Raw genomic sequence first — 12,222 nt, forward strand, 5'->3', positions numbered from 1 at the left:
GGGGATGATGACGATGGCGATGATCACCATATTGTCGAGCAAAGGCGCTCCGGGGGCCACTACGGCGGTGGCCGCGCTGACCTGCGGATGGCCGGGACCGGTCGTGATCGCCGATACCGACCCCACGGGAGGCGACCTCACTGTAGGCTGGTTAGGACAGTGGCTCGTGGACGGACATTTCCATCGTGATCACGGTGTGCTGTCGTTCGTCACCAGCACACGTCATGAGTCGCCCGCAGGGCCACTGGCGGTGGGGCCCCATCTGCAACAGGTTCCGGTCGCGGCGCACGCTCGGATACTGGCAGGTCTGTCGAATCCTGCCCAGCAGGTCTCGATCGGACCGTCGGGTTGGCAGCGCCTGGCGAGCGCCCTGGCGGCACGCGCCGGGCAGGGATGCGATGTGCTTGTCGACGCCGGCCGATACGGTCCGACCACACCACTGCCGCTGCTGGCCGCGGCCGATCTCGTCCTGGTGGCGGTGCGGCCGCGCATCCGGCACGCGCTCGGCGCCGGCCCGGTCCTGGCAGGATTGCGCCGACTGGTCGAGCCCGCACGGTTGGGCCTGGCGATCTGTGCCGCGACCCCGGCTGGCAGCCGCGACATCCAACGAGCGCTGGGCATGACGCCGGGACTGCAGCTCCCGCACGACGTCGCCACCGCCGCGGCGCTATCCGACGGCGACGACGCCGGCCACCCACCGCGGCGCACGCCGCTGCTGGTGGCCGCGCATCACGAAGCCACACGGCTGGCGGCCGCGCTGAACGACACCGCCACCGAGTGCGGTCACCGTGACACACCCGCCGAGCACCAGGTTCCGGCAGCGGTCGGGAGCGGGTCATGAGTACGGCCAGTACCACGCACACCCACACCGACGGCGCCATGCGGCATGGTGCGGATACGGCAGCCGCACCCGCCGGAACGAACAGCGGGACCGGTGCGGCGCCAGGAGAGTGGCCGGATCCGCAAGTCGTGGCGGAGATTCGCCACGCGGTGGCCCGCCGCGTCGACGTGGACGACGACCAGGCGAGTGCGCCCGGCCAGCGACAGGCTCAGCTGTGGCGCTACGTCGCCGAGGAGATCGCCGCCTGGGTGCGCCGCCGCGCCGAGGCCGGCACGGCCCCACCGACTGCCGAGGCCGAGCGAGCTCTGCAACGGGCGGTGTGGGCCGCGCTCACCGGGCTGGGGCCGTTGGCGGAGCTGCTCGAACTGGATGAGGTGGAAAACATCCACATTCACGGGCACGACCAGGTCTGGCTGGAACGATCCGATGGCACCGTGGCGCGTTGGCCCGGCCGGATCGCCGACTCGGACACCGCACTGATCGAGATGCTGTCCACCATCTGCGCACGCCTCGGCCAGACGGCACGGGAGTTCTCCCCGGCTTCGCCGCTGGCTAACCTGCGCATCCCGGCGGGTGGACCGTTGGGAGCACGCTTGGCCGCGGTCACCGCGGTCACCGACCGGCCCCGGGTGGCAATCCGCCGCCATCGGCTGGTCAAGACCCAGCTCAGCGACCTCGTGCGGTCCGCCACCCTGGACGACACCGTGGCCGGGCTCCTGGCCGCTGCGGTGCGAGCTGGACTCAACATGCTGATCACCGGTGGGCCCGCTGTCGGCAAGACCACCTTGCTGCGAGCACTGTGCCACGAGATCCCCACAGCCGAACACGTCGTCACCGTCGAGGACGAGCAGGAACTCGGACTGCACCTGACCTCGGGCCGGCCCCTGGTCACCCCCATGGAAGCACGACTGGCCAACGCCGACGGCGCCGGCCGGATCAGCATGGACGACCTGCTCACCCAGGCACTGCGGCACAGCCCACGACGCGTCATCGTCGGAGAAGTGCGCGGCGGTGAAGTCGTCGCGCTGCTTCGGGCGCTGGGCAACGGCGCCACCGGTGGCATGGGAACACTGCACGCACGAAGCGCCGAAGCCGTGCCGGATCGCATCGCCAGCCTGGGCCTGCTGGCCCAGCCCCCGCTGCCAGTGGAGGCCGCCCACGCCTGGACGGCCTCGGCCCTGGACCTGGTGGTGCACCTAGCGGCCACCGACACCACCACACCATCCGGGCGACCCTACCGGCATCGGTGGGTCAGCGAGGTCCTCGAAACAGGTGTGGTCGGCGAAACCGGCAGACCCGAGACCACCCGGCTGTACGCGCGCGACCCCGCCACGGCCACATTCGCCCCGAGCCAGGGGCTGGCGGACCGGTTACGCCGCCACGGATTCGACCCGACCCGCCCGGCCACCGGCGACGACGCATGCCACGGGGTGAGTGCACCATGACCGCGATCGTGCCCACCCTGCCCGGCCTGGCGGTGGCCCTGGCGATCCTGTCCGGCTACGCCGCCTACCGACACGGCGAGAGTTTACGAGCCCTCCACCTGTTCCGACGGCTGCCCGGCCTCGTGCGCCGAGCGCGGAACCACGGCCGCCGACCGGGCCGTCTCGCGGCGGCACTGCTGGCGGGGACGGCCGCATGGCTGGGCACCACCTGGCCGGTGGCCGGGCTGGCCGTGGCCGCTGCGACGGTGGCCGGGCCACGAGTGTGGGCCGCGCCGGATGCCGAGTCGGTGATCACGCGTCTGGAAGCGCTGGCCGCCTGGTGCCGCCGCCTCGCCGACGTGCTCGCCTCCGGTGCCGGAGGCCTGGAGCAGGCCATCGCGACCACCGCCACCCGCACCCCGCCTGCAGCCTTGGAGCAACCCATCCGCGACATGGCGAGCCGACTGCGCAGCGACGGGCTGGAACCGGCGCTGCGTCACTTCGCCGAGGAGCTGGCCGATCCGAACGCCGACGCGGTCGTGGCCGCGCTACTGCTACGCGTGCGCGCCGGTGGGCGGGGACTGGTCGACGTGCTGCACGCCCAAGCCGAGGCGCTGGCCGCCGAGGCCGCCACGCGCCGCGAGGTCGAAGCCGAACGCGCCAAGCCCCGCACCGATGCGCGGCTGGTCCTGACGATCACCGCCGCCATGGTGGCCGGATTGGTCATCGTCAGCGGCGACTTCCTCGCCCCTTACAGCAGCGCAGGTGGACAGCTGATGTTGGCACTGATCGCGGCGGTCATGGGCACGGCCTGCTGGTGGATGTACCGGCTGTCCCGACCCCAGCGGCCCGGCCGCCTCCTGCTCGGCAGCCGACACACCCCCGTGTCCGGAACGGGGGTGCGGTAATGCATCCACCGCTCGCGATGGCCCTACCCGGCCTCGCGTTGGGCCTCGCCCTCTCCTGCGCCCTGGCCGCATCCTTGCCCCCGGCGCCGGTCCGGCTGGCCAACGCCCTGGACCGCCTAGGCGATCCCACCCGCACCCGAACGGAGGCTACCGCCCCGTCGTGGGGCCTGCGCATGCTGGATGCCTGGGCGGCCCGCGCCGGTGGGAGCACGCACCGCTGGTGGGGCATCCCGGCCACCGATCTCGACCTCCTCGCCCTGAGCCCCCGCCGGTACCTGGCGCGCCGCCTGACCTGGGCCGCCTGTGGCCTGGCACTCGCACTGGCGCTGGTCGGGATCGCGGCGGTGACCGGACTGGCACCGCCCACGGGCCTGGCGTTGTTCGCGGCCCCGGCCGGCGCCGTGGCCGGGCAGGCCGTGCCGGTGGCGGCGGTGGCCGGCGAGGCCGCACGCGGGCGGCACGAGTTCCGCCGCTGCCTGGCTGTGTATCTGGAGCTGGTCGCCCAAGAACGCGCCAGCGGCGCGGCGGTGGGCCCGGCTCTGGTCGAGGCCGCCTGCGTGGCCGACGCGTGGCCACTGGTTCGGCTGCGCACCAGCATGACCTACGCCGAGCACACCGGCCAGTCCCACTGGCAGGCTCTGGCCGACCTCGGCGAGCGTATCGGCGTAGCCGAGCTCGGCGAACTCGCCGACATCGCCGCCAGCGCCGCCGACGGCGCGGCGATCCAGACCACTCTGACAGCCACCGCCGCACGACTGCGGCGCAGCGCCCTGGCCGCCGAGACCGCCGAAGCAGGCGCCCGCAGCCGACGTCTGGCCCTTCCGACCAGCCTGCTGCTGACCGGATTCGTGCTGCTGGTGCTCTATCCCGCGCTCGCCCGCATGCTGGATCTCTACCCTCACACATGACGGACCGAAAAGGACAGACAGAAGGGATGAGACCATGAAACGATACGCAATCCACCGCGACGCAAGCACACGCCTCCACGTCTCGGTCGCCCTACTGGCCCTGTGGTGGTCAGGGCTCAGCGCCGGATTGGAACGGCGCCTGCGACGCGCGCGAGCCAGCGGCCAGACCGGCTCGGAAACCGTCGAGAAAGCCGTGATCGTGGCCACCATGCTCGCCCTGGCCGTGGGGCTGGCCGCCGTGATCCGCGCCGCGGTGACCCGCTACAGCGATCAGATCCAATAGGACCCCGCAGCCGGAGGAGGCGGCCGGTCATGCCAACCATCACACGATGTCGCGTCCGACAACTGCGACGGGACGCCGGCTCGGACACTGTCAGCCTGGCGATTCTCATGCCGGTGGCGCTGCTGCTGATCCTGTCCGTCGTGCAGGCCGGGCTGGCCTGGCACACACGCACCGTGCTCGCCGAGGCCGCTCAAAGCGGTGTCGCAGCCGGACGCGTGCACGCCAGCACCGCCAGCCAGACCCAGCACGCCGCGCTGTCGTTCATCCACCGCGCCGGGACCGGACTGATCACACGACCGGCCGCCGACGCCGACATCGAGACCACGACCATCGAGGTCACCGTCACGGGCACCGCCCCGCGCGTGCTACCGGTCCCCGGGCTGGACCTGCGCCTGACACAGGGCGCCCGCGCCCCGAGGGAACGGTTCACCACACCCCAACGGGACCGGTCATGATACCCCGCGGCACCGACACCGGATCCGTCACCGTCGAGCTGGCGGTGCTCGTGCCGCTGCTGGTGGTGCTCACACTGCTGGTGATTGCGGCAGGCCGCATCCACAACGCCCAGCAAGCCGTCGAACACGCCGCGGCCATGGCCGCTCGGGACGCCTCCCTTGCCCGGCAAGCCAGCACGGCGACTCGCCAAGCCGAGACCACCAGCCACCACGTGCTCTCCCAGCGGGAACTGACCTGCGCCCCCGCAGAAGTCACCGTCGATGCCAGCGGATTCGCCAGCACCCCTGGCGAACTCGGCCTCGTCGAGGTCACCGTGCGCTGCACCGTCACCCTAGCCGATCTCGGCGTACCCATGCTGCCAGGCACCACCACCCGCGCGGGCAGCGCAACCAGCCCCATCGACGGCTTCCGGGAGCGACCGTGACCCGCGCCCAGCCCAATGGCACCTTAGGCGACCGCGGTTCGGTGACCGTGCTGGCTGCCGTGCTGTTGCCCGCCCTGCTGCTGACCCTCGCGCTCGTCGTCGACGGGGCCGGCCACGCCCGGGCGATCAGCCAAGCCGACTCCACCGCCGCCGAGGCCGCCCGCGCCGCCCACACCGCACTCGACACTCGCGGCGCGACCATCACCGTCGATCCCGACGCCGCCATCGCCGCCGCTCGCACCTACCTCGCGCGCCGTGGCCACACCGGAACCGTGCGACTGACCAGCAGCGACACCGTCACGGTGACCGTGACCGTCACCACACCGGCGGTAATCGGGCTGCTCGGCACCACCTACACGGCCACCGGCACCGCCACCGCGCAGCTCAGCGTCGGCGCCAGCGACCCCGGAGACTAACCATGAGCCTCGAGACCTTCACCGCGCGACGCCTGATCCGGGCTGCTGCGGCCGTGGCTGCCCTGACCACGCTGGTGCTCGGCTACCCACTTGGCCTGTGGCACCTCCTCGGGGCCGATCCTCGCATGCTCATCCCCCACAGTTGGCCCGCGACCGAAGAGCTGCCCGCCTGGCTGTGGCACCAGGCCCTGTGGGGGTGGCGCACCGGGCGACTGCTCACGCACCTCCTCGTCGTCGCCGCCTGGGCCGCCTGGGGCGTGTTCCTGCTGCTCACACTGACCGAATTCGTCACCCAACTACACCGCGGCACCAGCGCGGCTCGACGAGGGCACCGCGGGCCGCGCCGCTGGATCGCCGCCCTGGTCACCGCCATCCTGCTGTCCGGTGTCAGCAACCCGGCCCTGGCCAGCACCCCGGCCACCGACGTGGTAGTCACCGCCCCGCAGCACCCCCCTCCGGACCACGCCAGTCCCACCGACCACACACACTCCGCAGACACCGCCCAGTCCGAGCCGGAAGCGCCCACCGACCGGTGCCGCCGCATCACCGTCGTCGCCGGCGACACCCTCTGGGGCCTGGCCGCCGACCACCTCGGCCACGGCGCACGCTACCCCGAGATCCTCGCGCTCAACCGCGACCGCCTCACCAGCGGTGCCGACCACCTCGAGATTGGCTGGCAACTCCTGCTACCCCCCGATGCCACCCAACTCGCCGACGACACCGATACACCATGCCCCGACCAACGCACCGTCACCGTCCAACCCGGCGAGACGCTCTCGACCATCGCCGCCCGCGAACTCGGCGACCCAACGCAATGGACCGTACTGTTCGAGCTCAACCGCCGACAGCCGCAACCCGACGGACGCGCCCTGCTCCACGCCGACATCATCCTGCCCGGATGGACACTTCATATACCGACGGCTACCGAACGCGGTGACGACACCGAAGCGTCCGGCCCAATCGACGAACCTGCAAGCGGCACGGGAACCGACACCCTTCCAGAGGCCCCAATACCCAATCAACAGGCACCAGATAGGTCCGTGACACTAGACCCTGAGACGAGCACGACACCGGACGACAGCTCCGCAATCGTGCTGTGGAGCGGTGGCCTGGTCGCAGCGAGCCTCGCCACAGCGATCGTCGCAGCGATGTTGCGCAAGCGCCGACGCCGAGACCGTACCTACCTCCCCGGCAGTGGCGATCGCACACCGCCACCACCCCCGGCTCCGGCCGTGCACGCGCTCCGCCTCGCCTACGACCGAGCACAAGTCGAAGCCGAGCCCGAGGACGCACACTCGACACGACCGTCCGGCGGAGATCACCAACCTCACACCGAGCATGAGGAGTGCAACCGCCATCCAGAAGCTACCGCCAACACCCTTGAGATCGGCGTAAGCGACCACCATGTCCGCGTGCTCGACATCGCCGCCGTCCAGGGACTCGGCGTAACGGGCGCGGGCGCCCAAGCGACCGTCCGGGCACTGCTGGTGCACCTATTGGGTACCACACACGCCACCGCAGTGGTTCCTACAGATACCGCACAAGCACTTATCGGCACCGAGTTACCCGAATCAGCGCGTCTGCACATCACCGACTCCCTTGAGTCGGCTATAGCCGAACTCGACGCGCGCTCACCTACGACGATTACTACGCCCCAGGACGGCGTGATCGACACAGTCCTGGTGGCGACCGTGAACGGTTCACACCAGCAGCTTCAGTCATTGCTCCACGTCGGCAGAACGACCGGAATCTTCTACGGGTATTGGCCAGACGGAGCCACCCTGCGCGTTAACTCCGACGGCATCGTGACCTCCGCAAGTCCAGCGATCGATGATCTTGTCGGTAGTCGCCTGTTCCACCTCGACGCCAGCGACACCCGAGACCTGGTCGCCTTGCTCGCCGACTCACGGCGCGCGCAAGAATTGCCATCGAACAAGGCAGACGAAGCACTGAATGACACGCACGAACCCACCAAGACGTCCGATACGGGCTCAGACACACACCGTTCCGCGGAGGACACATCGTCGACTCGGGCAGTTGAGGCATCACCGCAGCGCGACGGAAGTGCACGGCACCAGCAAGCACCATCAACACCATGGCGGCTGTCGATCTTCGGGCCGGTCACTCTCACCTGGCAGCCACCTCACGGTGACGAGTACGAACTCACGTCGGTGTTGGCGCCCAAACACAAGGCACTGCTAGTGTTCCTCGCCCTGCACCCCACGGGAACCACACGTGCAGCGCTTCGTGAAGCCCTATGGCCGAACGTCCGAGGACGTCGCCCGTACAACGCCTACTACGCCACGCTTTCACAGCTTCGGAAGGCCCTTACTGAGGCCGCTGATAGTGACGCCCCGGAACTCATCGAACAACGTGACGAGCACGTTGGCCTGCACAGAACACGTGTCGACGTGGACTACTGGCGGCTCGAACAGGCCGAGCATGACCGGCGCAATGCGGCTACCGATGACCAGCGAATGGCCGCTTGGACACGAATAGCTGCCGCATACCGAGGCGACATCGCCGACGGGATGTCGGCCCTCTGGCTCGACGGGCCGCGGGAAGCCGCACGCCGCACCGCCGTTGACGCGCTGGCAGGAATGGCATCCTATTACCGCGACCGTGACCCGCAGCGGCAGCTTCAGGTTCTCGAACACGCCCGCACCATCAACCCGGAAAATGAAAATATATATCGTGACATCATGCGGGTCCAGGCCAAACTCGGATTGCCCGACTCCATCAGTAGAACGGTTCAGTTGCTCACATCCAAGCTAGCAGAGATCGGCGAGCGTCCTGAGTCCGATACGCTCACCTTAGCGCGCGCCCTACAAAAACAATAAAGCAGACGTTGACATGATAGTATTTGGCACTGATCCGGCACTCGGGCATGACCGCATGGAAATTGCCAAAATATAACGTGGCCCAAGATGTGATTGCACACCTATCCGATGACTACCGTTACTGATGCAAACTCTGCGTCACACTATAACGCACGGCGCATCGAAGTCTGTGAACACCACACGCACTGACTGCAACCGAGACTCGTAGCTAGCAGGACCTCCCGCTGTGGAAGACCCTGCGAACCTGTAGGATCTCATCGGCCATTACATGTCGACCTTGTATGACCTGGGGTTTCTTGGTTGTCTTACCGTGACATCATCAAGATCAGTCTCAAATCCGTGGCATTTCCTCGGTGGTTGGTCTCGGCCACGCGAGACGAGCGCGGATGTTGCTACGGGGCTGCTGCCGGGCTTACCGGACAAGAAATGTTGGACGATCTCCGACCACGACGGTGACGACATTCCTGGACGGGGACGCAGTACTTGCTGCGTAGACGGGGTGGGATGCCGATGCGGTCGGTGACGAGCTGCGGAACTCCCGAACATCTCGGCGATACCGGCGCCGTACTGGTTGTCGACGAAACCGGCAACCTCAAGAAAGGAATTCACACCGTGCGTGCGCCAAGCTAATACACCGGCACCGCAGGGCGCATCGAGAAGGTCGAGGTTGCGGTCTACCTCACCTACGTCACCGACGCCGGACCCACGTTCATTGACCGGGCATTATATCTGCCGAAGTCCTGGACCAGCGATCCCGACCCGGTGCGCGGACACCAGAGTTCGCGCCGGCACCGCGTTCGCAACGAAGTCGGCACTGGCGAGGACCGTGATCGGACGTGCTCTCGACGCTGGCGTCGGGACCGGGTGGGTCGCCGGCCACGAGGTCTACGGCGCAGACCCTTAGCGCTATAATCCGAACGTGGTCGGTGGAGGCGCAGCAGTCAACTCAGGAATGGACTTTCAAGCGCGGGTTGGCGCTTTGGCGCTTGTCAGCATGCTCGCCGACGTGGTTGACCTGGGCTCATTCGGGCTCGGCGGAGTGGGCGAGGTCCCGCGTGAGGTTCGTTTCGAGACGGCCAACGCCGTCGATGACATAACCCTGGAGCTCCATCGAGGACGCGTCATGATCCAAGCGAAGAACTCGATCACGCTATCGAGTCGGGTCGACTCTGAGATCGCGAAATTCGTACGCCAGGTTGTCGCAGCGCACCGCGATTACTGTGAGGGCGATAGGTACGTCCTTGCCGTTTCACCGGCGGCATCGACTAGGATCCGTCAGGAACTCAAAAAGCTGTGCCACGCATACCGGCTGATTCCGACCGGAGCTGGCGCCAACCCACTCACCAAGAGTGAACGCGAGACAATGGACGTCCTTAGGGATCACGTGTTCCGGGAATACGAGATCGCCGGTGGCGTCCGTTGTGATGCCCGGACCCTCGAGGAGATCCTCCGAGCCGTGTACGTCGAGACAATCGATGTCTCCGAGGAAGCCATGGGGGAGCGAATGGCGCTCACCGCCCTCTCCACAGTTACACGGGACGACCCCTTGCCGTTGTGGCACAGCCTTGTCGCCACGTGTCTATCCTTGTCCCGCGACCGCGTGTCGATCGATCAATCCGGACTCACAGCTCGATTCGACGCGCTACTCACTGCCAAGAGCGCAACAGGCGCCGCCTCGCCTATCCTGGACAAAGCCGAGCCTCTGCTCGTCCTTCAAGGCGGCGCATCGATGGGACGGGAGGTGGTGCTGGCTGAAGACGCGGAGGGGCGTGTCTGCCTAGCCGAGTTTCGCCGCTTCGACGAGACTGGCGCTCGGCGTCTCCACTTTATTGACGGCTTCGTACATCTGGCAGAAGGTGTTCGGTGGCGCGTGCTGCGCCGCACCGCGACCTACAGCGGCATGGTTCGCGAGCTCGAAGATGGGCTCTCCACTCAGATCAGCGACAAGGCCGCCACTGTGTTCGAGACCAACCTTGGTGATCTCGACAACACGCCCTTCGCGCAAGCGCACGCAGCCGCCTTCGACACTGCCCTCGAGACCGCTGCCCGTCCTATGGTCTGCTTGGTCTGCGGTCGAGTCATCTCCCAGAACAGGGCCTACTCGATAGAAGTCGATGAGGCTAACCATCCGTACCAGGTCGGGATCGTCCACCGCGGTTGTCTACATCCCACACACCGCGTTGTCGGAGTGCTCGGCGCGGACAGTTTCCCTATCTCTACCTCTCTGATCGACTTCGACATCAGCACTTGGCTCCGTCAACTGCGGGCCGGGCAGGCGGCCTGGAGTTCACAGCACCCCGCTGGTGCTGGCGCTCCTCTGCGCGTTGCCTGGAACCCGGCGAACAGCGCACCCACGACCGGTGGATGGGCGGTCGAGTACGACCTCGCCGATGGTTCCACCAGATACGTACTCGTTCGAGGACATGTTCACAGAGGCAGCCGTCAACAGGCCAGACAGACAGCTACACAGTTGAATAAGTCTCTCCAGAAGGCGTCTGCCAAGGGAGATCCGCTGGTTTATGGATTGCGCGGCTACGGCCAGCGGTCGGTCGTCATATCGGCCGAAGATCCGAATCCACCCGAAGTCCTGACACATCGAGCAGTCCAAGTCACTGAAGCAACCGTCTCTGCCTACAGCGTGGCCGAGAACTATTATGCCCCGCTGTTCTACTTGAACGACCCCGAGACGGGGGAACTCTTCACGATTCTGCAGATGCCGATCCTGCTCACCAACCCATTGCGCTTCGACGAGATGACAGCCAACTGGAAGACCGCAGGAGTCGGCATGCCTGCCTCGGTATCGGCCACCGTCATAGCCACAGATGAACAGTTCGACCTGTTCATGACTCGTGCCAGTACCGGCGGCGCGGCAGCGTGTGTCGATCCAGTGCTGGCCTCTGATGGACAACTCGTCGCCGGTTTCCTAGTAACCAATCTGAACGATCTCGTTCGGGCATAGGTCGGCATGGAGCGTTCTCGGGCTCTGACCAGGGCTGGCAGACATCAATCAGCTCCACCGGCGGTGGTGCTGAGCCACGATATGGCGCACCGACACATCGAAGTCGGCGAACAGCAGGCGGGCCAGTTCCAACCGGGACTCGTAGATGACATGGCCCCGATCAGTGGCCGACCAATAGGTACCCGAGTAGTGCTTTTGGCCCTTGTACCAGCGGAAAGTCCGCCACGGCGACGCCAAACCCAACGACTCAACGTCAGCCCTACTCCACGGACGAACATCCTCAGTTCCCTCGGTTGAGCACCGGAAACACACAACGGTAGAATTGGGTTCCGTCGCATTTGGCATGACTTTCCTCCAGCATTGCCTCAACCAGATCGCTGAAGGCCACTAACTACACCCTCGATCCCGAGGGGAGCGTGTTCGAACCCGGCGAGTCGACGACACCACCCGAACGGCCTAAGAATCCGACCAGACGCTCAGTCTCAATGATCTTGGCGGATCCGCCAACTGTCCGCCAAGATCATTGAGAATCCGCCAAGGAAGCTGAGACCCTACAGAACCTACTCGTCTGCCTGCTCACCTTCCCACTCGTCTGCCTGCTCGTCTTCCTGTTAAGCCGGAAGCCCCTCGGCTACGCGTTGTCGCAGGTCAGCGCGCCCCTAGCCGTTCCTGAGTGCACCAAGCCTCGGTACCCCACGGGAACCGGTTGACGACTGCGGGGAAGGGAAAGGGGCAACCGAAGCCGACGGAGAACAGGGATGTC

General features: G+C 67.0%; 11 protein-coding genes. All 11 read left to right on the forward strand.

Annotation, left to right across the window (positions count from 1 at the left end; all coding sequences use genetic code 11):
• Positions 1 to 19: 19 nt before the first annotated feature.
• The 11 genes from H0B56_RS17105 (at position 20) to H0B56_RS17150 (ending at position 11,459) form a co-directional block, all read left to right on the forward strand.
• Positions 20 to 841: a CpaE/TadZ family protein gene (locus tag H0B56_RS17105; protein WP_180894089.1), complete on the forward strand. Its 822-nt coding sequence runs from the start codon at positions 20 to 22 to the stop codon at positions 839 to 841.
• Complete coding sequence (locus H0B56_RS17110; protein ID WP_180894090.1) at positions 838 to 2,286, forward strand: TadA family conjugal transfer-associated ATPase; 1,449 nt, start codon at positions 838 to 840, stop codon at positions 2,284 to 2,286. The genes H0B56_RS17105 and H0B56_RS17110 overlap by 4 nt, the downstream gene beginning before the upstream one ends.
• Positions 2,283 to 3,173, forward strand: coding sequence for a type II secretion system F family protein (locus tag H0B56_RS17115; RefSeq protein ID WP_180894091.1), 891 nt, complete (start codon positions 2,283 to 2,285; stop codon positions 3,171 to 3,173). The genes H0B56_RS17110 and H0B56_RS17115 overlap by 4 nt, the downstream gene beginning before the upstream one ends.
• Entirely contained in the window at positions 3,173 to 4,081 is a 909-nt protein-coding gene (locus H0B56_RS17120; protein WP_180894092.1) for a pilus assembly protein TadB, read from the forward strand. Before H0B56_RS17115 ends, H0B56_RS17120 begins: the two co-directional genes overlap by 1 nt.
• A gap of 34 nt (positions 4,082 to 4,115) precedes the next feature.
• Entirely contained in the window at positions 4,116 to 4,364 is a 249-nt protein-coding gene (locus H0B56_RS17125) for a hypothetical protein (protein ID WP_180894093.1), read from the forward strand.
• A 29-nt stretch (positions 4,365 to 4,393) separates the two neighbouring features.
• Positions 4,394 to 4,819 (forward strand): TadE family protein, encoded by a 426-nt coding sequence (locus tag H0B56_RS17130; RefSeq protein WP_180894094.1) that lies wholly within the window; start codon positions 4,394 to 4,396, stop codon positions 4,817 to 4,819.
• Entirely contained in the window at positions 4,816 to 5,244 is a 429-nt protein-coding gene (locus H0B56_RS17135; protein WP_180894095.1) for a TadE/TadG family type IV pilus assembly protein, read from the forward strand. Before H0B56_RS17130 ends, H0B56_RS17135 begins: the two co-directional genes overlap by 4 nt.
• The gene (locus tag H0B56_RS17140) at positions 5,241 to 5,660 is read left to right on the forward strand and encodes a pilus assembly protein TadG-related protein (RefSeq protein WP_343063933.1); all 420 of its coding nucleotides are present in this window, start codon (positions 5,241 to 5,243) and stop codon (positions 5,658 to 5,660) included. The genes H0B56_RS17135 and H0B56_RS17140 overlap by 4 nt, the downstream gene beginning before the upstream one ends.
• A gap of 2 nt (positions 5,661 to 5,662) precedes the next feature.
• On the forward strand, positions 5,663 to 8,500 hold the full coding sequence (locus H0B56_RS17145) for a LysM peptidoglycan-binding domain-containing protein (protein WP_180894096.1): 2,838 nt from the start codon (positions 5,663 to 5,665) through the stop codon (positions 8,498 to 8,500).
• A gap of 651 nt (positions 8,501 to 9,151) precedes the next feature.
• Complete coding sequence (locus tag H0B56_RS23700) at positions 9,152 to 9,412, forward strand: hypothetical protein (RefSeq protein WP_425484544.1); 261 nt, start codon at positions 9,152 to 9,154, stop codon at positions 9,410 to 9,412.
• A gap of 7 nt (positions 9,413 to 9,419) precedes the next feature.
• Entirely contained in the window at positions 9,420 to 11,459 is a 2,040-nt protein-coding gene (locus H0B56_RS17150) for a hypothetical protein (protein WP_180894097.1), read from the forward strand.
• The last annotated feature ends 763 nt before the right edge of the window (positions 11,460 to 12,222 follow it).

Source organism: Haloechinothrix aidingensis (genome assembly GCF_013450155.1).
Classification (GTDB): domain Bacteria; phylum Actinomycetota; class Actinomycetes; order Mycobacteriales; family Pseudonocardiaceae; genus Haloechinothrix; species Haloechinothrix aidingensis.